The sequence below is a fragment of the Gemmiger sp. An50 genome (assembly GCF_002161595.1).
Classification (GTDB): domain Bacteria; phylum Bacillota; class Clostridia; order Oscillospirales; family Ruminococcaceae; genus Allofournierella.
Window position 1 is genome coordinate 91,465 of sequence record NZ_NFID01000011.1, and the last position, 22,956, is coordinate 114,420.

Annotated in this window: 18 protein-coding genes; 4 read left to right on the forward strand and 14 right to left on the reverse strand. The window is 63.8% G+C overall.

The window, feature by feature from the left end; translation table 11 throughout:
* Positions 1-79: 79 nt before the first annotated feature.
* Positions 80-856 carry an HAD-IIA family hydrolase gene (locus B5G03_RS10915; protein WP_087181729.1) on the forward strand — a complete coding sequence of 259 codons (777 nt, stop codon included), beginning with the start codon at positions 80-82 and terminating at the stop codon, positions 854-856.
* A gap of 87 nt (positions 857-943) precedes the next feature.
* Here the strand turns inward: B5G03_RS10915 and B5G03_RS10920 are convergent, their stop codons facing one another.
* Genes B5G03_RS10920 through proB form a run of 3 tightly spaced genes read right to left on the reverse strand, consistent with a single transcriptional unit; the run spans position 944 to position 3,883 of the window.
* Positions 944-1,819: a hypothetical protein gene (locus B5G03_RS10920; RefSeq protein ID WP_087181730.1), complete on the reverse strand. Its 876-nt coding sequence runs from the start codon at positions 1,817-1,819 to the stop codon at positions 944-946.
* Positions 1,820-1,849: 30 nt separating this feature from the next.
* On the reverse strand, positions 1,850-3,106 hold the full coding sequence (locus tag B5G03_RS10925; RefSeq protein WP_087181731.1) for a glutamate-5-semialdehyde dehydrogenase: 1,257 nt from the start codon (positions 3,104-3,106) through the stop codon (positions 1,850-1,852).
* A 3-nt stretch (positions 3,107-3,109) separates the two neighbouring features.
* Positions 3,110-3,883 carry a glutamate 5-kinase gene (gene proB, locus B5G03_RS10930; protein WP_087181732.1) on the reverse strand — a complete coding sequence of 258 codons (774 nt, stop codon included), beginning with the start codon at positions 3,881-3,883 and terminating at the stop codon, positions 3,110-3,112.
* A gap of 187 nt (positions 3,884-4,070) precedes the next feature.
* On the opposite strand from proB, the gene B5G03_RS10935 reads away from it, so the two are divergent.
* Both B5G03_RS10935 and B5G03_RS10940 read left to right on the forward strand, forming a co-directional pair.
* A complete protein-coding gene (locus B5G03_RS10935) occupies positions 4,071-5,096 on the forward strand; it encodes a threonine aldolase family protein (protein WP_087181733.1) in 1,026 nt (341 codons plus the stop codon).
* A gap of 5 nt (positions 5,097-5,101) precedes the next feature.
* Positions 5,102-5,392, forward strand: coding sequence for a chorismate mutase (locus tag B5G03_RS10940; protein WP_087181734.1), 291 nt, complete (start codon positions 5,102-5,104; stop codon positions 5,390-5,392).
* Between the two features lie 89 nt (positions 5,393-5,481).
* Here B5G03_RS10940 and galT read toward each other — a convergent pair whose 3' ends face one another.
* The 11 genes from galT to B5G03_RS10995 form a co-directional block, all read right to left on the reverse strand.
* Entirely contained in the window at positions 5,482-6,978 is a 1,497-nt protein-coding gene (galT, locus tag B5G03_RS10945) for a UDP-glucose--hexose-1-phosphate uridylyltransferase (RefSeq protein WP_087181735.1), read from the reverse strand.
* Between the two features lie 7 nt (positions 6,979-6,985).
* Positions 6,986-8,299, reverse strand: a complete 1,314-nt coding sequence (locus tag B5G03_RS10950) for a galactokinase (RefSeq protein ID WP_087181736.1) — start codon at positions 8,297-8,299, stop codon at positions 6,986-6,988.
* Positions 8,300-8,329: 30 nt separating this feature from the next.
* A complete protein-coding gene (locus tag B5G03_RS10955; protein WP_087181737.1) occupies positions 8,330-9,340 on the reverse strand; it encodes an aldose epimerase family protein in 1,011 nt (336 codons plus the stop codon).
* Between the two features lie 130 nt (positions 9,341-9,470).
* The gene (locus tag B5G03_RS10960) at positions 9,471-10,544 is read right to left on the reverse strand and encodes a galactose ABC transporter substrate-binding protein (protein WP_087181738.1); all 1,074 of its coding nucleotides are present in this window, start codon (positions 10,542-10,544) and stop codon (positions 9,471-9,473) included.
* On the reverse strand, positions 10,501-11,427 hold the full coding sequence (locus B5G03_RS10965) for a sugar ABC transporter substrate-binding protein (protein WP_087181739.1): 927 nt from the start codon (positions 11,425-11,427) through the stop codon (positions 10,501-10,503). Before B5G03_RS10965 ends, B5G03_RS10960 begins: the two co-directional genes overlap by 44 nt.
* A complete protein-coding gene (locus B5G03_RS10970; protein ID WP_087181740.1) occupies positions 11,424-13,238 on the reverse strand; it encodes a sensor histidine kinase in 1,815 nt (604 codons plus the stop codon). Before B5G03_RS10970 ends, B5G03_RS10965 begins: the two co-directional genes overlap by 4 nt.
* Positions 13,239-13,262: 24 nt before the next feature.
* Positions 13,263-14,861 carry a response regulator gene (locus tag B5G03_RS10975; RefSeq protein ID WP_087181741.1) on the reverse strand — a complete coding sequence of 533 codons (1,599 nt, stop codon included), beginning with the start codon at positions 14,859-14,861 and terminating at the stop codon, positions 13,263-13,265.
* 179 nt (positions 14,862-15,040) lie between these two features.
* On the reverse strand, positions 15,041-16,099 hold the full coding sequence (locus tag B5G03_RS10980) for a galactose/methyl galactoside ABC transporter permease MglC (protein ID WP_087181742.1): 1,059 nt from the start codon (positions 16,097-16,099) through the stop codon (positions 15,041-15,043).
* 17 nt (positions 16,100-16,116) lie between these two features.
* Complete coding sequence (locus tag B5G03_RS10985; RefSeq protein ID WP_481808414.1) at positions 16,117-17,619, reverse strand: sugar ABC transporter ATP-binding protein; 1,503 nt, start codon at positions 17,617-17,619, stop codon at positions 16,117-16,119.
* Between the two features lie 152 nt (positions 17,620-17,771).
* Complete coding sequence (locus B5G03_RS10990) at positions 17,772-18,929, reverse strand: galactose ABC transporter substrate-binding protein (RefSeq protein ID WP_087181744.1); 1,158 nt, start codon at positions 18,927-18,929, stop codon at positions 17,772-17,774.
* A gap of 320 nt (positions 18,930-19,249) precedes the next feature.
* Positions 19,250-22,132, reverse strand: coding sequence for a YhgE/Pip domain-containing protein (locus B5G03_RS10995; protein WP_087181745.1), 2,883 nt, complete (start codon positions 22,130-22,132; stop codon positions 19,250-19,252).
* Between the two features lie 214 nt (positions 22,133-22,346).
* Between B5G03_RS10995 and B5G03_RS11000 the strand changes: the two genes are divergently transcribed.
* Positions 22,347-22,925 carry a TetR/AcrR family transcriptional regulator gene (locus B5G03_RS11000; RefSeq protein ID WP_087181746.1) on the forward strand — a complete coding sequence of 193 codons (579 nt, stop codon included), beginning with the start codon at positions 22,347-22,349 and terminating at the stop codon, positions 22,923-22,925.
* Positions 22,926-22,956: the final 31 nt, after the last annotated feature.

Sequence of the window (22,956 nt, forward strand, 5' to 3'; positions counted from 1 at the left end):
GATACGAATCATGTTATTTCGCCCGCCGGCCTTCCTCCGCCCCCACACCGGCCGGGCAAGCATATAGGAGGCATGTGATTTGGAACAGCTGCGCAGCAAAAAAGGCTTCATCTGTGATATGGACGGTGTGATCTACCACGGCAACCGGCTTCTGCCCGGCGTAAAGGAGTTCGTGGACTGGCTCTACCGGGAAGACAAGAACTTTTTGTTTCTGACCAATTCCAGCGGACTTTCGCCCAAGGAACACCAGCAGAAGCTGGCCCGGATGGGCCTGGATGTGGACCAGAGCCATTTTTACACCAGCGCCCTGGCCACCGCCAGCTTCATCCAGAGCCAGTCGCCAAACGGCACCGCCTATGTGATCGGCGACCACGGCCTGATGAACGCCCTCTATGACGCGGGCATCACCATCAACACCGTGGACCCGGAATTCGTGATCGTGGGCGAGACCGAAAACTTTGGCTACGAGCACATCGTGAGGGCCATCAACTTCGTGAACCGGGGCGCCAAGCTGGTGGGCACCAACAGCGATCTGGTGGACCCCGCCGAGAAGGGTGTGATCCCCTCCTGCGGCAGCCTGATGGCCCCCATCCAGGCCGCCACCGGCAAGACACCCTATTTTGTGGGCAAGCCCAACCCCCTGATGATGCGCACCGGCCTGCGGCTGCTGGGCGTGCACTCGGGCGACACGGCCATCATCGGCGACCGGATGGACACCGACATGATCGCGGGCATCGAGTCCGGCATGGACACCGCGCTGGTGCTTTCCGGCGTGACCAGCCGGGAGGACATCGAAAAGTTCCCCTTCCGGCCCCGGCTGGTGCTCTCCGGCGTGGGCGACATCCCGCCCCTGTGATCGTTATAACCGCATACAAAAACCCCGCATGGAAGCTCCATGCGGGGTTTTCTGTTGTTTCAGCGGGGCTCAGCCCTCTTCGGTGGTCTAGCCGTTTTCATCGGTGGCGGCGGAGTCCGCGGCGGAATCCGCATCCTGGGTGGAGGCGCTCTCCAGCAGGGCGCTGTCCGCCGTATCGGCAATGGCGCTGGTGGGGTCGAACTCCGGCACCACTGCGTCTTCCGCAGGCTGGGAAGTGGCCGTGCTGCTGGCCGCGGGCTTCATCTCGCTGGTCTCCAGCGCGGTGAGGTACCAGGTGCGGCCGTTCTTCTCAAAGATATAATCCATATACTTGGTGGGCTCGCTGGGGGTGGACATGCTGTAGTCGCCGCTCAGCGCGGGGGTGGGCACATAGCCCACGGTGACCCGCAGCTTGCCGTCCTGCTTTTTCAGCTGCTCCACCTTGGGAGTGTACAGGCCCATCTGGCTGGTGACCGGAATCAGGTAGCCCTGCTGCTCCTCCAGGTAGATGTAGCTCATATCCACGCCGTCAAAGCTGCCGTGCTCGATCTTGAAGTCCGGGCCGTAGAGGGCGGCGACTGCCGCATCCACGTCCACTGCGGGCATGATGAGGGCGTCGGTGTCCGGGTCACGCTCGTAGTTGTCCAGCCCGGTGCTGCTCTGCTGGGCGTTGTACAGCGCCGACCAGATCGCACTTTCCTTCACCAGACGGGCGGTGGAATCGTCCATCTGGTCCAGGCTGGCGAAGGGCAGCGGATCGAACATCACAAGGGTCTGCAGCCGGGCTTCGTATTCCAGCTTTTTGTCGGTATCGTCGAACAGGGCGGCAACGCCGCTCACCGCCGCAGCCAGCACGTTGAACGCGCCGATCAGAATCAGCAGGCAGAGCACCGCTCCCAGCAGCTGCCGGAACCGGCGGCGTTTGTTGCGCTCGTGTTCTTCTTTGGTAATGGAATTTGCCATAATCGCTCTCCTTCCTTTGGGTGCGGGCGGTCAGCGGATCTGCCCGTTTCCCCGGATGATGTACTTGTAGCTCACCAGCTCGGCCAGGCCCATGGGGCCGCGGGCGTGCAGCTTCTGGGTGGAGATTCCCATCTCGCAGCCCAGGCCGAACTCGCCGCCGTCGGTGAAGCGGGTGGATGCGTTCACATACACGGCCGCGCTGTCCACCCCTGCGGTGAAGGCTGCGGCGGCGGATTCGTCGCCGGTCACGATGGACTCGCTGTGGCCGGTGGAATGGGCCTCGATGTGGCGGATGGCCGCCTGCATATCCTCCACCACTGCCACCGCCAGGGTGTAGGCCAAAAACTCGGTGTCGAAGTCCGCTTCGCCCGCCGGGGTACCGGCAATGAGCTGTGCGGCGGTTTTGTCCAGCCGAAGCTCCACCGGCTCCAGGCCCTTTGCCTGCCGCTCGTCCACCAGCCGCTGGCGCAGCCGGGGCAGAAACGCGGGGGCAATGTCCTTATGCACCAGGCAGACCTCGGCGGCGTTGCACACCGAGGGGCGGCTGGTCTTGGCGTTCTCCACGATGTCCAGGGCCATGTCCAGGTTGGCGGCCTTGTCCACATAGATGTGGCAGATGCCGGTGCCGGTCTGGATGCAGGGCACGGTGGCGTTTTCCACACAGGCCCGGATCAGGCCCGCGCCGCCCCGGGGAATCAGCAGGTCCACAAGGCCCGAGGCCTTCATCAGCTCGGTGGCGCTGGCGCGGCTGGTGTCCTGCACCAGGCTCACCAGCTCGGCGGGCAGACCAACGGACCGCAGGCCCGCCCGCAGCGCCTCCACAATGGCGTTGTTGGACCGGAAGGCTTCTTTGCCGCCCCGCAGCACGCAGGCGCTGCCGCTCTTGATGGCAAGGGCCGCCGCGTCGCTGGTCACGTTGGGCCGGCTTTCATAGATAATAGCGATCACGCCCATGGGCACGGTGATCTTTTGCAGCACCAGACCATTGGGGCGCTTCTCCTCGCTGAGGGTCCGGCCCACCGGGTCCGGCAGGGCGGCCGCCTCCCGGATGCCCCGGGCCATGCCTGCCACCCGCTCTTCGCTCAGGCGCAGCCGGTCCAGCATCACGTCCGGCACGGTGCCCCGGGCGTTTTCCAGGTCGGTCTCGTTGGCCTTTAAAATGGCGGCGCACTGGTCCTCCAGCGCGGCGGCCATGGCCAGCAGGGCCTGATTCTTCTGCTCGGCCGAAGCCAGCATCAACGCGTTTTTCGCCCCGCGCGCGGCGCGGACGATCTCCAGCGTGGTCATTGTTTATGCCTCCTTCCGGGCAAGGAACCGGGTGCCCACCGGGGCGCCCTCAAAGATGTCATACAGCACCGCCGGGGCCGCACCGTTGGCGATGACCATTTCCACCCCGGCTTCGGTGGCGATGTGGGCCGCCCGCAGCTTGGTGGCCATGCCGCCGGTGCCCAGGCTGGAGCCCTTGCCGCCGCCCAGTGCGTCGATCTCGGGGGTGATCTCCTCCACCACGCTCAGCAGCTTGGCATTCGGGTCCTTGTGGGGGTCGGCGGTGAACAGGCCGTCGATGTCGCTGAGCAGCACCAGCAGGTCCGCCTTCACGCTGCGGGCCAGGATGGCCGCCAGGGTGTCGTTGTCGCCCAGGGCGATCTCGGTGGTGGACACGGTGTCGTTCTCGTTCACGATGGGCAGCGCGCCCAGCTCCAGCAGACGGCTCAGGGTGTTTTTCAGGTTCACGCTGCGCTCGGGGTGCTCCACATCCTCGCCGGTGATGAGGATCTGGCCCACGGTGTGGTTGTATTCGGTGAACAGCTTGTCGTAGGTATACATCAGCTCGCACTGGCCCACCGAGGCCGCGGCCTGCTTGGTGGGCATATCCGCCGGACGGCCGGGCAGGCTCAGCTTGCCCACGCCCATGCCGATGGCTCCGCTGGACACCAGGATGATCTCGTGCCCGGCGTTTTTCAGATCGCTGAGCACCTTGCACATCTCCTCGATGTGGCGGATGTTCAGCCGGCCGGTGGAATGGGCCAGCGTGGAGGTACCCACCTTGACTACTGCTTTCATTGTGTTTCTCCTTTGTGCAGCGCACGGCGCTGCCGTAACATACTTATACAAAATAGAGTATACCATAAAGCCGCCCCAAAAACAAACGACAGGCGGTGGACATTCTGTGAAAAAATGGTATCATAAAAGATAGTTTATTGAATTCCAGCGGCAGTGCAATACTGCCATAAAAGTGAGGTTTGCAAAGATGTATCGTTTTACCAATGATTACAGCGAGGGCGCTCACCCCCGTATTCTGGACGCCATGGTCCGCACCAACCTGGAAGGCAACTTCGGCTATTCCACCGACCCCCACTCCAAGCACGCCCATGAGCTGATCCGCGCCGCCATCGGCCGCCCGGACGCGGACGTGCACATTCTGGTGGGCGGCACCCAGACCAACGCCACCTGCCTGTGCGCCTTCCTGCGGCCCCATGAGGCGGCCATCGCCGCAACCACCGGCCACATCTGCGTGCACGAGACCGGCGCCATCGAGGCCACCGGCCACAAGTGCATCGCCATTCCCGCCGCACCGGGCGGCAAGCTGACTCCGGACGCAGTGCGCGCCGCAGTGGCCGCGCATCCGGATGAGCACATGGTCAAGCCCAAGCTGGTTTATGTGAGCAACACCACCGAGACCGGCGGCGTGTACACCACCGCTGAGCTGGAAGCGCTGCGGGCCGTGTGCGACGAGCTGGACCTGTATCTCTATCTGGACGGCGCCCGTCTTTCCAGCGCGCTGGCCGCGGGCGGCGCTTCCCTCACCGATCTGGGCCGTCTGTGCGACGCCTTCTACATCGGCGGCACCAAGAACGGCGCGCTGTTCGGCGAGGCGGTGTGCATCCTGAACCCGGCCCTCAAGCCGGACTTCCGCTACATCATCAAGCAGCACGGCGGCATGCTGGCCAAGGGCTGGCTGCTGGGCATCCAGTTTGAGGAGCTGTTCTGCGACGGGCTGTATTTTGAGGTGGGCCAGCACGCCAACGGCCTTGCCATGAAGCTGAAGGAGGGCATTGCCGCCCTGGGTTATCCCTTCGGGTCGGACAGCCCCTCCAACCAGCAGTTCCCCATCCTGCCCAACCGGGTGCTGGACCAGCTGAAGAACGACTTCCACTGGGAGGTCACCTCCAAGCCGGACGCGGACCACACCGAGATCCGTCTGGTGACCAGCTGGGCCACCAAGCCGGAGGCGGTGGAGGCCTTTCTCACCGCTCTGGCAAACGCAAAGGAGTAACCGCCATGGAACAGCTGGATCTGAACGAGCTGCGCGGCCGCATCGATGAGGTGGACAGCCAGCTCACCGCGCTGTTTTTGCAGCGGATGGAGATTGTGGAGCAGGTGGCCCGCTATAAGCTGGAGCGGGGCATGCAGGTGCTGCAGCCGGACCGGGAACAGGCAGTGATCGACCGGGCCGCCGCCCGTGCTCCCGAGGCCATGCAGGGCTACACCGGGGATTTCTTCCGGGCGGTGATGGCGGTCTCCCGCGCCATGCAGCAGGAGATCATCGACCGCAGCAAGGCGGACAAATAAATTTTTAAACAACAAAAAGCGCCGGACCCCATTGCACAAACGGGGTCCGGCGTTTTTTGTTTTCGATTGCGTCAAAGGCGCACAGCTAGTCAGCCCAGGCTGGCCACGAACCGCAGGAAGGCCGCGCGGCCCGCTTCGTCCCGCTTGAAGACGCCTGCGTGCTCCAGCACCTTGGAGAAGACCAGACCGGTCTCCTTCTGCACCACCGGCCAGGCCTCACCCTTGGCGAAGGCGCCATGGCGGCGGCGGATGTCCTCGGCCCACTCGGCGTGCTTTGCGGTGCGCTCGTCGGCGGTCAGGTCCGCGCCGGTCTCCAGCATCTCAGCCACCAGGGCCAGCTCCTCCTTCAGGCGGGCGGGCAGCACCGCCCGGCCCATCACCTCGATCAGGCCGATGTTCTCCTTCTTGATGTGATGGAGCTCGGTGTGGGGATGGAACACGCCCAGGGGGCACTCGTCGGTGGTAATGTTGTTGCGCAGCACCAGATCCATCTCGTAGTCCGCGCCGCGGCGGCGGGCGATGGGGGTGATGGTGTTGTGGGGCACGCCGTCGGTCTCGGCGAAGACAAAGGCCGACTCATCGGTGTAGCCGCGCCAGGCCGCCAGAATCTTCTCGGCCAGCTGGGCGATGCGGTCCTTATCCGGGCCGGTGAGACGCAGCACCGACATGGGCCACTTCACGATGCCGGTCTTCACGTCCTCAAAGCCGGGGAAGGTGACCTCCTGCTCCACGGGTGCGGCCTCCATGGGGAACAGGCAGCGCCCGCCCTGGAAGTGCTCGTGGGACAGAATGGAGCCGCCCACGATGGGCAGGTCCGCGTTGGAGCCCACAAAGTAGTGGGGGAACCGGGTCACGATATCCAGCAGCTTATCAAAGCAGCTGCGGTCGATCTTCATGGGCACATGGGCCGCGTTCAGCACGATGCAGTGCTCGTTGTAGTACACATAGGGGGAGTATTGCAGCATCCACTTTTCGCCGCAGACGGTCATGGGGATCATCCGGTGGTTGCCCCGGGCGGGGTGATCCATCCGGCCCGCATAGCCCTCGTTCTCGGCGCAGAGCTGGCACTTTGGGTAGCCGCTCTGGGGCAGGGTCTTGGCCAGCGCGATGGCCTTGGGGTCCTTTTCCGGCTTGGACAGGTTGATGGTGATGTCCAGCGCGCCGTATTCGGTGTCGGTGGTCCAGTGCAGGTCCTTGGCGATCCGGTCGGTGCGGATGTAGTTGGTGTCCTGCGAGAACTGATAGTACCAGTCGGTGGCCGCGGCCGGGCTTGCCGCATACTTTTCCTCAAAGCTGCGGATCACCTGGCTCGGGCGGGGGGTGAGCACCGCCATCAGGGCGGTGTCCAGAATATCCCGCTGGGTGATGGACTCGCCGTCGATCACGCCGCGGCTGGCCGCGTCGTCCAGCAGAACGCCCAGAATCTCCGCCAGGGGCACACCCTTGACCGGCTCGGCCTCCTCCAGAGTGTCCAGCCGCAGGGTGGCCAGCAGCCCGTTGTTCGCCCAAATCGCTTCACAAGGTTCGATCAGTTGTTTTTCCAGCCCATACTCCACCAGGCTGGCAATGGCCTGTTCCACCGTCATCCTTCAATCACTCCTTCTCGCTGCTCATAACCATGCAGCCGCCCTCCGGCCGCACCGATACCGGGTGGCATGCGCCCGCGCCCAGCACCGCTTCCATCGTGTTCACAAAGCTTTCCAGCTTTTCCTGGGGCACAAAGGCCTGAATGGTGCCCGCAAAGCCGCCGCCGTGCACACGCACCGCGCCGCGGCCCCCCAGGGCCTTCTCGGCCAGCGCCAGGGACAGGGTCACCGCCTGCTGGGCTGGCTCGGCCACCGACCAGATGTTCTGCAGCAGCTCCGCCGAGGACCGGCCGGACTCGCGGATCAGGGCCAGGAAGCCCTCCATATCGCCCTCGTCCAGAGCCTTTGCCTGGGCCTGGGCGCGGCGGTTTTCATCAAAGAAATGCATGGCGCGCAGCACCGCACGGTCGCCTGCCTTTTCCCGCACCGCGGGAATGGCGGCGTAGAACTCGGCCTCGTCCACCTGACGCAGCACCTGCTTGCCGAAGAAGGCGGCCACCGCACCCATCTCGCGGGTGATGGCGGCGTAATCGTCAGTCAGGTCCGCATGGCAGGAGCGGGTGTCGATGATGCACAGCTGGTAGCCGGAGCGGGCCAGGTCGTAGTCCACCTTGCGGATCACCGGCTGGCTGGGGTCGTTAAAGTCGATGGCCACCACGCCGCCGATGGAGCTGGCTGCCTGGTCCATCAGGCCGCAGGGCTTGCCGAAGTACTCCCGTTCGGCGTACTGGCCGATCTGGGCCAGCTTCACCGCGTCCAGCTTGCCTTCGCAGCAGAACCGGTTGAAGATGTTGCCCAAGAGGATCTCATAGGCCGCCGAGCTGGACAGGCCGGAGCCGCCGGGCACGGTGCTGGTCACATAGGCGCAGAAGCCTTTGGGGGCAAAGCCCTCCTTGGTCACGCCGTGGGCCACGCCGCGAATCAGGGCGGCGGAGGTGTTGGTCTCGTCCGCATGGATGGCCAGGTCGTTCAGGTCGATGGTCAGAGCGGGATAGCCCTCGCTGACCACCTTCACGAAATTGTCGCCGGTGGGCACCGCGCAGGCCAGGATGTCCATGTTCACGCTGCCGCACAGCACGCAGCCGTGCTGGTGGTCGGTGTGGTTGCCGCCGATCTCGGTGCGGCCCGGGCCGCTGAACACCGCGGCGCCGGTGCAGTCCACGCCGGGGAAGGCCTGCTCAAAGCCCTCGATCACATGGCACACCTTGGCGCGGGCCGCTTCCAGCTCCTCGCTTGTGTCGTGGAATACATACAACCGGCGCAGGCGCTCGTCGTATTCGCCCCCGCGCACTGCCTGCAAAAAGTTTTCCATGTTCTGCATTGTATCTTCCTCCTGTGGTGTTCAACGCGCTCAGGCCTGGCAGCCGAAGCGGTATTGGATCTGATGTTCCCAGCGCTTGCCCTTGGGCAGTTCCACCGAGGGGAACTGGTGGTGATTGGGCGCGTCCGGGATGAACTGGGCTTCCAGTGCGGCCGCGCCGCGGCGTACCGGCTCCAGGAAGTTGCCGGTGTACAGATGGATGCCCGGGGTGGTGGCGCTTACCTCCAGGCTCAGGCCGTTTGCGGGGCATTCCAGGCGGCACACCGGCCGCAGCCCTGTGCCCGGGGCCAGGAAGGTATGGTCAAAGCCGCTGCCAGCCGCCAGCTGGGGATGGTCCTGATCCCAGCGGCTTTCCAGCGTGGCAGGCTGGGTGAAATCGAAGGGGGTACCCTCCACCGGGATCAGCTCACCGGTGGGCACGCCGTCCGGACGGATGGCGGCGAACCGGTCCGCCGGGGTGGTGAACAAGTGGCCGCCCACGCTGCCCTCCCCTGCCAGGTTCCAGTAGCCGTGATGGGTCAGGGACAGGATGGTGTCGTCCTCGGCCAGCGCGTCCAGACGCAGGGTCAGTGCGCCGTCCTCCTCAAACAGATAGGTGGCACTCACCTCCACCGCGCCGGGGTAGCCCTCTTCCCCGGCCTCGGACCGGCGGAAAAAACGCACGCCCCGGTTTCTGGGCAGCATCTGCACATTCCAGACCTTGCGGTCGAAGCCTTCCACGCCGCCGTGCAGGTGGTTGCCGTTCTGGTTCTGGGGCAGCTGGTACTCCACCCCGTTCAGGGTGAAGCGGCCGCCGTCGATGCGGCCCGCGCAGCGGCCCACCACGCAGCCTAAGTAGCAGGTGCCCGCCTCGTACTCCTCCAGGGTCTCGTAACCGGCGCACACCTGCACCGGACCGGAGGCGGTGGGGACCCACAGAGCCCGCAGCGTGGCCCCGTAGCTCAGAACTTCCGCCACAATGCCGCTGTCGTGCTCCAGGCGGATGCAGTGCACTTCCTCGCCGCTCCGGGTGAGGCCGAAGGGTCTTGTCGAGATTTTCATGCAACAAAAGTCCTTTCTTTGCAATATTTTCACGAACCCGTTTTCTTGCTTAAATTATAACGAATTCTTTTTGCGATTCCTATATCCTTTTGAAAACAAGATACAAAATTCCATACTTTGGGCGAATCGTTCAAACCTTGCCGCTGCCCGCCTCCAGCTCCCGCAGGGTCACCCGCTGATAGGGCAGCCAGATGTATTTGCCGTCGGTCAGGTTCAGGCTGTCCGCCGGGTCCTCGCCGTTTTCCAGCGTCAGGGCCAGATCCAGCATGCTCTCGGCGATGCCCGCCGCATCGTTGCGCACCGTGCCGCATAGAGTGCCTTCCCGCACCGCTTCCAGCGCCGGGGCGGTGGCGTCCACCCCCACCACCACCGGCATCTCGGCTTCGGTCAGGCCCAGGTCCTGGCAGGCGTCGATGGCGCCCAGGGCCATGTCGTCGTTGTTGGAGATCACCACCTCGATGGCGCTGCCAAACTGCTCCAGCCAGCTGCTCATCCGGGCGGCGGCCTGGCTGCGGTCCCAATTGGCGGTGTCGCCCGCCAGCTTTTCCACCGTCACACCCGCGCCGGTGAGGGTCTGCACCGCGTACTCGGTGCGCAGCATGGCGTCCTGGTGACCGGGCTCGCCCTCCAGCATCACGTATTGCATCACCCCGTCGCCGTTTTTGTCCACCGGCGGGTCGGCGTTGAGCCAGCGGTCCAGTAGGATCTGCCCCTGCAGTACGCCGGATTCCTCCGCCTTGGCTCCCACGTAATACACCTTTTCCCAGCGGTGCAGGTCCTCGGCCACCGGCTCCCGGTTGAAGAAGATCACCGGAATGTCCGCCTCCTTGGCCTTGTCGATCAGCTGGGCGGTGCTGGTGCGGTCCACGATGTTCACACACAGCACGTCGTAGTCCAGCGCGATGAGCCGGTCGATCTGCTCGGTCTGGGTAAGCTGGGAGCCCCGGCCGTCCACCACGTTCAGATTGATCTTCATGCCGTCCGTGCTTTCCCGGGCCTGGGCCAGCTTTTCCAGCTCCTTCACCAGTGTGCTGATGAAGGTGTCGGACTGCAGATACACCGCCACGCCCACCCGCAGGGTGCGTGGCTCCGCCGCCCGGCCGCTGCCGCAGGCCGCCAGCAGCGCCGCCGCCAGCAGCAGGCTCAGCGCTTTCAGCCCTTTACGAAAAGACCGGGTAGAGCAGCTTTTGATGATCCTTGTCATAGGTTTCTCCTTCCTTCACCAGGGTCACGGGGAGGGTCTGGCTTTCCGCCTGCTCGCCCCGGGCGGCTGCCGCTGCCTGGCTCACTGCCAGATAGCCCGCCGCGTAATCGCTCCAGGCGATTGCCGCCGCAATGCCGCCGGTCTCCAGCGAGGCCACCACCGATGCGGACACCCCTGCCCCGTACACCAGCGGCGCAGCTTCGCACTGGGCCGCCAGCGCGGCGGCCTGCTCCAGACTCACCGGTTCAAAGCAGAGCACCGCGGCTGCGCCCTCCAGCGCCTCGACGGTGAGTTCACTGCACACCTCGGGGGCAAAGCCCGCCGTCTTGAGTGTCTGTTTCGCGCTTTCCAGCCGCCGGAACGGGCCCGCGCAGCCGGGGAAGGCATCCGCCAGCAGTACCCGGCCGGAAGCCGGGCAGCTCCCGGCCACCTGCTGGGCCAGCATCCGGCCCACCGCCTCGTCGTCGATGCCCACAAAGGCCTGCGCGCCCGCCACCTGGGATTCCAGCGTGACCACCGGCAGGCCCTGCCAGTCGTCCAGCAGCTGTTCCAGTGCGGTGCAGTCCGCCGGGATGACCACCGCCGCGTCCACGTCCATTTCCGCCTGGCGGCGCAGCAGCTCCACCTGGCTGATTCCGTCGTCCTCGGCCTCCAGAGTCAGAAAGCGCAGCTCGGCGCCCAGGTCCTCGGCGGCCTGCTCCATGCCCTGCCGGGCGGTGGAAAAGACCTCGCTGTCACCCTGGCGCAGCAGGATGGAAATTTCCACCCGTTTGGGGCCGGGCGGGGTGAGCAGCGACTCGGGGATCATCAGGCTCACCACCATGGCGGCGGCCAGCAGGCCCAGCACCACCATCTGCCAGGCCTGGTATCCTTTCTGCTTCATCGCCCTGCCTCCTTCCCTGTGCCCTCTTCCGGCTGGGTAAGCACCGGAAGATGGATGCGGGCGGTGGTGCCCTCGTCCGGCTCACTGTGGAATTCCAGCCCGTACTGGGGCCCATAGGCCAGCTGGATGCGCCGGTGCACGTTGCGCACTCCGATGCCCGAGCCCTTGGCGGGCAGGGGGCGGCTCTCGTCCAGCAGGCTGGCCGCCACCTCCGGCGGCATGCCCAGGCCGTTGTCGGTCACGTCAATGTAAATATCCTCCCCTTCCCGCCAGAGGCGCACGGTGATGCGGCCGTCGTCGTCCTCGGCAGCCATGCCGTGGTAGATGGCGTTTTCCAGAAGGGGCTGGATGATGAGCTTCAGACAGTAAAGGCCGGCGGTGTCGGTCTCCCGAATGATCTCAAAGGTGAATTTGTTCTTGTAGCGAATGCGCTGGATGGTCATGTAGTAGCCCGCGTGGTCCAGCTCGCTCTCCAGCGGGATCACCCGCTTGCCCCGGCTCAGCGAGATGCGGAACAGCCGCCCCAACGCCGTGACCATGCGGATGGAATCCTCGTATCGGCCGCTCTCGGTGAGCCAGATCACCGAGTCCAGCGTATTGTAGAGGAAGTGCGGGTTGATCTGGGACTGCAGCACCTCCAGCTCGCTGCGGCGCTTGTCCTCCTCCTGCTGGATCACGTCGTCCATCAGGTGACGCATGGTGGACACCATGGACCGGATGGAGTGCTCCAGCCTGCGTACCTCGTAGCAGCCCTCCTCGGGCACCTGGGGCATCTCGCCGCCCCGGCCGGTCTGGCGCACCGCCTGCTCCAGGCGGCGGATGGGCTCGGCGATGTGGGCGGAAAGCCGTCCGTTCACGAACACCAGCAAAAAGATGGAGAAGAGCAGCACCGAGGCCACGAACAGCACGAACTGGGCGGTGGTCACCGCCAGCCCCTGCACCGGGGTCACGCCCACCAGCTTCCAGCCGGTGTAGCCCACGGTCTTCACCGTCACCTGCCGCCGCTGGCCCTGGAAGTTCTCCCAGTGGGTGCCGTCGCTGAGGGAGGCGGCCTCCCGGTTGTTCTCCTGATCGAGGCCCGCGTAGATCAGCTGCTGGCGGGGATGATAGATCAGTTCCCCGTTTGCGTCCACGATGTAGAGGTAGCCGTCCATGCCGATGCTGGCGTTGCGGCAGATCTGCTCCACCCCGGAAAAGCTCATGTCCACCAGCAGTACGCCGCTCTCGCTGGCGCCGCCCCGGGTCAATTCCACCTGACGGCTCAGCGAGATCACCCAATGGTAGCTGCCGTCCGCGGTCTGGAACAGGTCCTGCACGTGGGGCGTGGAAAAGTGGATGTTCTCGATCTGGCCCAGCGCAGTGGAAAACCAGCCCTGCCCCGCCGGGTCTGCCCCGGTCTTCAGCTCGGAAAGCGGGGCCGCCGTGACCAGCCGGCCCTTGGAGTCGAATACCGCGATGGAGACCAGGGAATCCCGGTTTTCCTCATACAGCAGCGACAGGCTCTGGGTGGGAAGACCCTCGGCCAGGTCGGCGTTTTTCAAAAGGCGGTAGTACACCGTGTCCGACACCCGCATGATCCGGCGCAGGTGGTTGTCCAGCGAGAGGTTCACCTGGGCCAGCACCTGCTGGCTGGCCTGGGCCTGCATCTTCTGGTTCACCGACGAATACCGCAGGGTGATGGAAAGACCGATGAACAGTGCACCCGCCACCGCCACTGCCGTGAAGGTAAGCGAGATCACCCGCTGGATACTCATTCGTTCGTAGGAGCGGGAGAACCGGCCCCGCAGCTCCCGAAGCGCCCGCAGCAGCATAGGCTGCCCCCCTTTTCGTTTGGATTACTGCCCCTGCTGGCTCTCGGCCCGGTACTTGGAGGGGCTGGTGCCGAAGTACCGCTTGAACACGTAGCTGAAATAGTTCGGGTCCAGATAGCCGGTCTGTTCGGCGATCAGATAGGTCTTTTCCTCGCTGGCGCGCAGCCGCTCGGCGGCGGCCTCCATGCGCACCTTGGTCACATAGGCGGTAAAGCTCATGCCGGTCTCCCGCTTGAACATGGTGGAGAAATAGGCCGGGGAAAGATGCAGATGGTCGCAGAGCATTTCCACCGAGAGATCGCTGTTGGAAAAGTTCTCGACGATGAATTCCCGGGCCTTGTCCACTGTGCGGGCGGCGGCGTAGCTGCGCTGGCGGCGCAGCAGCTCCTGCAGGTGCAAACAGCGCTCCTCCACCCAGCTGCCCAGCTGCTCCGGGCCGCTGAAATCCGAGATGCGCACCGCGCCGGTGAAGCCCGGGCCGAACACCTCCTCCTGGGGGATCTCCGCCTCCCGGGCCAGCCGCATCAGGCAGGCCACCAGCTCCAGAAAAAAGCACTGCATCTGGCTCATAGAGCTGTCGCTCTTGGCCTGGCTCAGCCAGCCCTGGGTGAACCGGCGCACCTTTTCCGGGGTGCCCAGCTTCACCGCGTTCACCAGCTGGCGCTCGGCCGCCGCGTCGAAGGGCAGCGCCGCCGCGCCCCGGGGCTCCAGGTCCCCGATGTATAACGTGCGCCCCGGCCCCAGAATGGACCGGTAGTCCAGCGCGCTTTTGGCTCCCTGAATGGACCCGGCCAGCTGGCCCGGGGTCTCCACCGCCAGGCCCGCGCCCACGGTGAGCCGCAGCCCCAGCAGGGTCTCGGCCAAGGCCCGCACCCGCTCCAGCTCCCGCAGCAGGTCATACACCGCGGCCTCGCCCTCAAAGGCGGCGATCACCGCCAGGTCATCGTCGTACAAACACCAGTGCAGCTGGCAGCCGGGCAGCTCGGTGTTCTCGGCAAAGAAATTTTGCAGCGAGAGCAGGATCAATTCGTCCGGGTCGTCGCCCAGGTTGCTGCCGTGTACCCGCGCCGCCACCCAGCTTTTGCCGGAAAGCTCGATCTCATAGCGGGCGGCCCGCTCCATGATCTGGCCGGACTTGAGCTGGCCGCTCAGCAGCCGGGTGTAGAACTGGCCGCGCAGCACCGGCAGGTTCTCCTCGTAGCTGCGGCGCAGCTTTTCCATGTCCTGACGGCGCACCCGCTCCTCGTCCATATCCCGTTTCAGCCGCACCAGCACGTCGCTCAGCTCCGCCGAGGTGATGGGCTTGAGCAGGTATTCAAACACATTCATGCCGATGGCCTGCCGGGCATAGTCGAACTCGTCGAAGCCGGAAAAGATCACCAGCCGCACCGCGGGCAGCTGCTGTTTCAGGCGGCGGCAGAGGGTGAGTCCGTCCATAAAGGGCATTTTGATGTCGGTGAGCACCACGTCCGGCCGCAGCTGCTCGGCCAGCTCCAATGCGTCCTGACCGTTGGCGGCCTCCCCGGCCAGCACAAAGCCCAGGGCAGCCCAGTCGATGCGGCGGCGGATGCCCGCCCGCAGCTCTTCCTCGTCATCCGCCAAAAGGATGCGGTATCCGTCCATTTTCTTTCCTCCAAAGGTCGTTTCTCTTTCTTAGAACAGTATATCATATTTGGCAGGATTTGGGCCGGCTTTAAGCCGCAATTCCGCCGCAAACGGAAAAGGGGCGGCCGCCCGTTTTACCGGACAGCCGCCCCTTTCCTGCCGGGTCGGAGCGGCCCGGCGGTGTGTGCACAAAAGGATTATTTCTTGACCAGATATTTCCGCATATCCAGTGCGCAGGCGAACAGGATGATGCCGCCCTTGATGGCGTACTGCAGGTTCTGGTCCATGCCCACCAGCGGCAGAGCCACGAAGATCAGGCGCAGCATGATAACACCGATCACGATGCCGCTGATCTTACCGATGCCGCCTACGAAGGACACGCCGCCGATAACGCAGGCCGCGATGGCGTCCAGCTCGTAGTTCACGCCGGTGTTGGCGGTGTTGGAAGCGATACGGGCGGACTCAACAAAACCAGCCCAGCCGTACATGGCGCCCGCCAGGGCGAACACGGCGATGGTGGTGGCGAATACGTTTACGCCGGAAACGCGGGCAGCCTCTTCGTTGGCGCCCAGAGCGAACATGTTCTTACCGAAGGTGGTCTTGTTCCAGATGAACCACATGAGGATGGTGAGCAGAACCGCGTAGATCACGTAGTTGGGGATCTGGATGCTGCCGAAGCTCAGCAGCGGGGGGTTGCCCACAACGAAGTTGCGGTACTCGGCGGACAGACCGGAAATGGCCATGCCCTTGTTGTTGCCCTGCTGGACGTAGAGCAGCAGGATGGTGTAGAGGATCAGCTGGGTAGCCAGGGTAACGATGAAGGGATGCAGCTTGAACTTGGCCACGAAGAAGCCGTTGAAGGCGCCGATGGCTGCACCGATGGCCACAACGATCAAGATGACCAGGGGGATGGGCAGGGTGCCGATGTTGGGCCACATCTTATTGGCCGCGTCGGTGGCCTGCAGCAGGGAGGCCGCCACACAGGCGGTGATACCCACCGCACGGCCGGCGGACAGGTCGGTACCGGTGAGCACGATGCATCCGGCGATGCCCAGCGCAACGGGCAGATAAGCCGCCGTCAGAGACAGCAGGTTGATCAGCGAGTTGGGAGCCAGGAAGGAAGGCTGGGTCACGGCCACGTATGCGGCCACCAGCAGCATGATGATGATGAGGGCGTTGTTCAAAAGCGCGTTGCCCACCTGCTTGGGGGTGATGGACTTTGTTTTCAGCGCAAGTTCCTTGGTGGAATTACTCATGGGTCGGTTCCTCCTCTTTACACATACTTGGCGGCCAGGGTCAGGATCTCTTCCTGAGTGGTGGTGCGGGCGTCCACCTCACCGGCTACCTGCCCGCCGGACATGACCAGAATCCGGTCGCACACGCCCAGAAGCTCGGGCATTTCCGACGAGACCATAATAACGCCCTTGCCCTCGTTGGCCAGGTCGATGATCAGCTGGTAGATCTCGTATTTCGCGCCCACGTCGATGCCGCGGGTGGGCTCGTCCAGCAGCAGAATCTCAGGCTTGGTGAGCAGCCACCGGCCCAGAATGACCTTTTGCTGGTTGCCGCCGGACAGCGAGCGAATCTGCGTGTGCTGGCTGGGGGTCTTGATGTGCATCGCCTGGATGGCCCAGTCGGTGTTTTCCTTCATCTTCTTGTCGTTTAAGTAGAAGCCGCCCATCAGATAATCCTTCAGGCTGGAGATCACGGTGTTTTCCTTGATGTCCCGAATGCCGAAGATGCCGGTGGCCCGCCGCTCCTCGGTGAGCAGCGCGAAGCCGTTTTTGATGGCCTCCTTGGGATTGCGGTTGCGGATGGGCTTGCCGTGCAGGGTGATGGTGCCGCCCTCACGGGTCATGGCGCCGAACAGGTTTTCCAGCACCTCGGTGCGGCCGGAGCCGTCCAGACCGGCGATGCCCAGAATCTCGCCCTTGCGCAGCTGGAAGGTGGCGTCCTTCAGGCGGGTGTATTTGCCCGCGATGTGCTGCACGTCCAGGATCACGTCCGCGGGCTTGTTGGTCTTCTCGGGGAAGCGGTTGGTCAGCTCGCGGCCCACCATCAGGCGGATGATCTCGTCCATGGTCAGCTCCTTGGCGGGGCGGGTCGCCACCCACTGACCATCCCGCATGATGGTCACGTCGTCGCTGATGCGCAGGATCTCCTCCATCTTATGGGAGATGTAGATGATGCCGCAGCCCTTGTCCCGCAGCATGTTGATGATGCGGAACAGATGCTCCACTTCCGTTTCGGTCAGCGAAGAGGTGGGCTCGTCGAACACGATGATCTTGGAGTTGTAGGAAACCGCCTTGGCGATCTCCACCATCTGCCGCTGGGAAACCGGCAGGGTGGACATGATGGCCTTGGGGTTGACCGTGACCTCCAGGGTATCGAAGATCTTTTTGGTCTCCTTGGCCATGATGCTCTCGCTCACCATGATGCCGCCCACCTTGGGGTAGCGGCCCAGCCACAGGTTATCCTGCACGCTGCGGGTCAGAGCCTGGTTCAGTTCCTGATGCACCATGGCCACGCCGTTTTCCAGCGCGTCCTTGGAGCTCTTGAAGTCCACTTCCTTGCCATCCAGCTTGATGGTGCCCGCGTCCCGGTGATAGATGCCGAACAGGCATTTCATCAGGGTGGATTTGCCCGCGCCGTTCTCGCCCATCAGGGCATGTACGGTGCCGGGGCGGACGGTCAGGTCCACGTTGTCCAGCGCCTTTACGCCGGGGAATTCCTTGCAGATGCCGCGCATCTCCAGCAGGGCCGGCTTGTCCATAATTTTCCTCCTCTCGCGGTCGCAAACCACCGTTTCGGCCACAGCCCGCCTTCCGGGCCGCGCCCGAAGCGGTGGTTTTGTCAGGGCGAAGCGGGGCTGCCAGTGGGCAGCCCCGCCTTGCCGATTACATTCCAGGCACAAAGATCGGGGAGAAATTATTCCTCGGAGGTGCCGTCGTACATCTGGTAGGGAACGCGGATCTTATCCACGTCGGAGTCAACCACGAACTGGTCGGTGTTGGCCATCAGGTCAGCGCCGTCCTGCACGTTCTTGACCAGGGTGTTGATGGTGGTAGCCATGCCCACGGCGTCCTGCTTGATGGAACCGGTCATGTTGCCGGCCTTGATCAGAGCCTTGGCGGAGTCGGTGGCGTCCACGCCGAACACGGGGATGATGGTGGTGCCTTCGCCGTTGTTGTAGCCAACGTTCTGCAGAGCGGAGATGGCGCCCTCGGCCATGCCGTCGTTGTTGCAGATGATCAGCTCAACCATATTCTTGTTGCCTTCGTTGTAGGAGCCCAGCAGGGAAACCATGTAGTCGTTGGCAGCCTGGGCGCTCCACTTGCCGGCGGTGTCAACCAGGTACTTGGTGGTCGCGCTGGAATCGTAGTAGGCCAGCTCGGGCTTGCCGCCCTCGGTCAGCAGCTTGTTGGCGTCTTCCACAGCGTACTGGGTGCGGGCCTCGGCCTCCGCGTTACCCTCCTGGCCCTTGAACAGAACGTAGGAGATGGTGCCGTCGCCGTTCAGGTCAACTGCGTCGTAGTTGGCCAGCAGGTACTCACCGATCATCTCGCCCTGCATGTGGCCGGCGTCGGGAGCGTTGGTGCCAACGAAGGCGCACTTCTCATAGCTGTTGATCACTTCGTTGTCGGCAACCTCGCGGTTGAAGAAGATCACGGGGATGTCCGCAGCGCGGGCAGATTCCACGATGTCCTTCGCGGGGTCGGAGGTGGAGGTCTCCACGATGTTTACGATCAGCAGGTCGGAACCGGCGGTGATGGCGGTCTTGACCTGGTCGGTCTGAGTGGGCTGGCTGCCGGCGGCATCCCAGTTCTTGGGCTCGATGCCCATGGCCTTCAGCTGCTCATCCATGGCGGCGCGCACGCTGGAGATGTAGATATCGGAGAAGTCATAGTAGAATACGTCCACCTGCAGGTCGCTGGTGGCGGTAGCAGTGCCGCCCTCAGTGGAGGCAGCGGTGGAGGTGCTGCCGGAAGTTGCGGTGGAAGCGGTGGAAGCGGGAGCGCCGCCACAGCCGGCCAGCATGCCAATGGCCATTACGGAAGCCAGCAGCAGCGCGAGTTTCTTTTTCATTTTCGTTTTCCTCCTGTGATTGGATTCGGTTCTTGTGCCGTTCGTTTTCGCATCCCCAGGATGCTTTCTCTGTGGTAAATTTTACCGCCTTTGGGGCGCAAAAACGATAGAAAATTCTTCTGTCTTATAGCAAAAAAATTCGCTTCTCCCGCAAAAATCTTTTCCATTTTTTAATATTTTTATCAATTTTGACAATACTCTTCCCTGATTTTTTGCATTTCGTGCAAAAAAAAGCCCGCTTCGTGCGTTTTGCACGAAGCGGGGCTCAAACCGGAATAAAACCGGCCAAGGGGAGTAAGGGAAGTTTTTTAATACTTGGGTCAGGCCAGGTGATGCTCCTCCAGCCAGACCATCAGGGTGGGCTTATCCGCCTTGATGCGCTTTGCGCGCACCGCGAACACCAGGATGGTCAGCAGGGTGAAGACCACCAGCCATACCGCCAGGTAGGCAAGGCAGCCGGTCACGTCCTCGCCGGCGCAGATGGCACGGCGGAAGGCGGTAACGGTGTAGGTGAAGGGCACCCAGTCATGCAGGTACTTCACGAAGGAGCCGGAGAGCTCCAGCGGGTAGGTGCCCACCGAACCGGCCAGCTGGATCACCATGAAGACCAGCATCAAAAAGCTGCCCACCTTGCCCAGCAGATTGGTGAAGAAGTACATCACCGACATGAAGGTCAGCGAAGCCACGCAGGCCACCAGCAGAGTCTGGCCCATGCGGCCCGGCTCGAAGCCGTTGATGGCGTGCAGCGCGCCCACCATCACCAGCGCCTGGAGCAGCGCAATTGGATACAGCACCGAGGCCTTGCTCAGCCACCAGGCGGTGCCGCTCTTGAGCTTGCCCGCGTACTCGGTGAGGGGATACATCAGGCTGAAGGCGATGCAGCCCACCCACAGGGCCACCGACATCATGTAAGGGGCCATGGCGTGCCCGTTGTTGGGCACCTGGGTCAGCTGAGTCTCCTCAGAGACCACCGGGGCGGCGAACATATCCACCACCGCGTCGCTGGTGTTGGTGGAGCGGATCTCGTCCGCGCCGTCCGCCAGGCTGGTCTGGAGGGTATTCGCGCCGTCGGTCAGCTGGTCGATGCCGTCGGCCAGCTCGCCGCTGCCGTCCGCCAGCTGCTGGGCGCCGCTCTGAATCTGGCCCGCGCCGTCGGTGAGGGCGGCCGCGCCCTGATTCAAAGCCGGGCTGTTCTGGGTGAGGGTATCCGCGCCGGTCACCAGCTGGGTGGTGCCGTCTTTCAGGTCCTTGGTGCCCTGCTGCAGACGGCCCACGCCGTCGGTGAGGGCGGGCAGCTGGCCGTTCAGACTGCTCATGCCGTCCTTCAGGCTGCCGCTGCCGGTGACCAGAGCATCCAGGCCGCTGTTCAGCTGGGCCGCGCCCTGGCGCAGCACCGCGGTTCCCTGCTGCTGCAGAGCCGCGCCGCCGCTGGCCGCCTGGGCGATACCGCCGGTGAGCAGGGGCGCCTGCTGGGCCAGCTGGCTGGTGCCGCCCTGCAGCTGGGCAAGGCCGTTCACCAGAGAATCGCACCCGGCCGAGAGCTGCTGGGCCCCCGCGTTCAGAGCGGGCAGGCCGGTGGTCTCATCCGCCAGGGCCGCGCTGCCCGCAGCCGCCTGGTCCACACCGGCGGTGTAGGCGGACAGGCCGGTTTGCAGCTGAGCCGCGCCCTGCTGCAGCTGGCCGAGGGCCGCGCTCAGGTCGCCGGAGCCGGAACCGCCGACCGCATTGGCCAGCGCACCGGCCGCGCCGCTGAGGGCATCGGCCGCCTGCTGGCGGGCTGCGTTGGCGGCGTTTGCGTCGTTGTAATCCTGCTGTGCCACATTGGCCAGCTCATTGGCCGCCGCGATCAGAGCATTCACTGCATCCAGATCGCCGCTTTGGGCGGCAGCGGTATTGTCCGCGATGGTCTGGGCCAGAGCCGCCGGGTCCTGCGGGGCCACTGCGCCCGCTCCGGCCGCCTGGGCCGCCTGCTCCAGCTGCCCGGCCAGAGCGGTCAGGCTGCCGGACACATCCGAGCCGCCCGCCGCGGCTGCCAGAGCATCCAGTCCGTTTTTCAGCTGGGCCGCGCCCTGATTCAGTTCCTCGGACTTGCCGCTCAGGGTCTGCAGTCCCTGATTCAAACCCGCCACGCCCTGGCTGGCCTTGTCCGCGCCTGCGGCCAGGCCCTGTGCGCCCTGCTGCAGGGCTCTCGCGCCCTCCAGCGCCTGGGCTGCGCCGGAATCCAGCGCCGAGGCGGAATCCGGCAGGGCTTCGGTCTGGCTTTGCAGCTGGGCAAGACCCTCGTTCAGGGTTTTCAGATTGTCATCCACCTGGGCCGCGCCGCCCGCCAGGGTGTCACTGCCGGTCTTGGCCTGGGCCGTGCCCTGGGCCAGCTGGGATGCGCCGTCGTTCAGCGCGCTCACGCCCTGGGCCAGCGCCGGGGCCGAAGCGCCCAGCTGGTCCACGCCGTCCTTCAGCTGCTTTGCACCGTCGTCCAGCTTCTTCGCGCCGTCGGCCAGCTGCTGCACGCCCTGGGTGTACTGGGCAAGGCCCTCGGTCAGGGTCTCGCTGCCGCTGCGGAAGGTAAGGGTGCTGTCCGCCAGAAGCTGCAAATTCTCCCGGATGGTGTTATTGCCGTCCGCCAGCTTGTCTGCGCCGTCCCGGATCTCGCCCGCGCCGTCCGCCGCCTCCTGCATGCCGTCGCCCACCTCGGTGAGCTGGTCAAACATGGTCTCGGCGTAGGTCTTGGTCACCTCTTCCCGCACGCTGGCCTGAATCTCCTTCATGGCCGTCTCGCTCAGCTTGGAGGCGATGTAGTTGGTGCCGGGGTTGGTCTCGTAGTTCAGCTCCATCTGCTTGGGCTGATCGTCGGTGAGGGTGGCCGCGTTGGCCGAGAAGTCCTGCGGAATGGTGATTACCATATAGTAATCCCCTGCCGCCAGCCCTTTGGCCGCGTCCTCCTCGCTTACCTGGTGGAAGTCCAGGGAGGCGTCCTCCAGCAGGCTGTCCACCAGTTCGGCGCCCACATCCAGGGTCTTGCCCTCGTATTCCACCGGCTGGTCCTGATTCACCAGTGCCACCGGCAGGTGTTCCACGCTGCCGTAGGGGTCCCACATGGAGCCCAGAAACAGGGTGGTGTAGATGGTGGGAATGGCGACGATGGCCACCACTACCACCAGCATCAGCTTGTTGCTCAGCAGCTTTTTCCATTCATTTTTCAGCATAGAACGAAAAAATCGCTTCCTTTCCTCGATCTCTCAGAAAATCAATACCATGTTGTTTATTCATCGCAGTATTGCTTTTTCCTGCAATGAGAATTATACTAAGATAAAAAGGACAACACAACCGACAGTTTGCGTCGCAGTATCCATTAATAGACATTGCGTCGTGTTGTGTTGAACAGTCACAAATCTTTTACAAATGAAAGGAAGCGCACCCATGGAAAAAAAGCCGGACCGGCGCATCCGCCGCACAAAAGCCCAGCTGCGCCACGGTCTTGCCCAGCTGATGGCCCAGAAGAGCGTGAACGAGGTGACGGTGAAGGAGCTGGTGGACCTGGTGGACATCAACCGCTCCACCTTCTATCTGCACTATACCGATATTTACAATATGCTGGAAAGCGTGGAGAACGAGCTGTTCGAGGAGATCCTGCACACCATCCGCACCCATCCGGTGAGCCCCTTCAACGAAAACAGCTTCCCCTTCATTGAGGACATCTTCGCCATCCTGTTCGAAAACCGGGAGATCTGCGCCGCCCTGCTGGGCCCCCACGGGGACATCGCCTTTCTGCACCGCATTGAGGAGATGCTCTCCCACTACAGCCTGGCCGCGCTGCGCCAGGCCTTCCCTGAGCGGATGGACGATTTGAAATACACCTACGCCTACTGCGTGGCCGGGGGCGTGGGCCTGATTAAAGACTGGCTGAGCCGGGGCTGCGAGGAAAGCCCCCAGCACATGGCCCAGCTCACCTTCCGGCTGGTGACCAACACCGTGAGCGATTTTTACCCCCACGCCTGATTAAAAAAATCAAACCGCCCGCCCCGGAATC

Bases quoted from the DNA above. Each gene is read 5' to 3' on its own strand.
- B5G03_RS10990 (WP_087181744.1), bottom strand. From the start codon at position 18,929: ATGAAAAAGAAACTCGCGCTGCTGCTGGCTTCCGTAATGGCCATTGGC.
- B5G03_RS10995 (WP_087181745.1), bottom strand. From the start codon at position 22,132: ATGCTGAAAAATGAATGGAAAAAGCTGCTGAGCAACAAGCTGATGCTG.
- B5G03_RS11000 (WP_087181746.1), top strand. From the start codon at position 22,347: ATGGAAAAAAAGCCGGACCGGCGCATCCGCCGCACAAAAGCCCAGCTG.
- B5G03_RS10935 (WP_087181733.1), top strand. From the start codon at position 4,071: ATGTATCGTTTTACCAATGATTACAGCGAGGGCGCTCACCCCCGTATT.
- B5G03_RS10925 (WP_087181731.1), bottom strand. From the start codon at position 3,106: ATGACCACGCTGGAGATCGTCCGCGCCGCGCGCGGGGCGAAAAACGCG.
- B5G03_RS10950 (WP_087181736.1), bottom strand. From the start codon at position 8,299: ATGCAGAACATGGAAAACTTTTTGCAGGCAGTGCGCGGGGGCGAATAC.
- B5G03_RS10975 (WP_087181741.1), bottom strand. From the start codon at position 14,861: ATGGACGGATACCGCATCCTTTTGGCGGATGACGAGGAAGAGCTGCGG.
- proB (WP_087181732.1), bottom strand. From the start codon at position 3,883: ATGAAAGCAGTAGTCAAGGTGGGTACCTCCACGCTGGCCCATTCCACC.
- B5G03_RS10960 (WP_087181738.1), bottom strand. From the start codon at position 10,544: ATGACAAGGATCATCAAAAGCTGCTCTACCCGGTCTTTTCGTAAAGGG.
- B5G03_RS10970 (WP_087181740.1), bottom strand. From the start codon at position 13,238: ATGCTGCTGCGGGCGCTTCGGGAGCTGCGGGGCCGGTTCTCCCGCTCC.
- B5G03_RS10940 (WP_087181734.1), top strand. From the start codon at position 5,102: ATGGAACAGCTGGATCTGAACGAGCTGCGCGGCCGCATCGATGAGGTG.
- B5G03_RS10920 (WP_087181730.1), bottom strand. From the start codon at position 1,819: ATGGCAAATTCCATTACCAAAGAAGAACACGAGCGCAACAAACGCCGC.
- B5G03_RS10965 (WP_087181739.1), bottom strand. From the start codon at position 11,427: ATGAAGCAGAAAGGATACCAGGCCTGGCAGATGGTGGTGCTGGGCCTG.
- galT (WP_087181735.1), bottom strand. From the start codon at position 6,978: ATGACGGTGGAACAGGCCATTGCCAGCCTGGTGGAGTATGGGCTGGAA.
- B5G03_RS10980 (WP_087181742.1), bottom strand. From the start codon at position 16,099: ATGAGTAATTCCACCAAGGAACTTGCGCTGAAAACAAAGTCCATCACC.
- B5G03_RS10955 (WP_087181737.1), bottom strand. From the start codon at position 9,340: ATGAAAATCTCGACAAGACCCTTCGGCCTCACCCGGAGCGGCGAGGAA.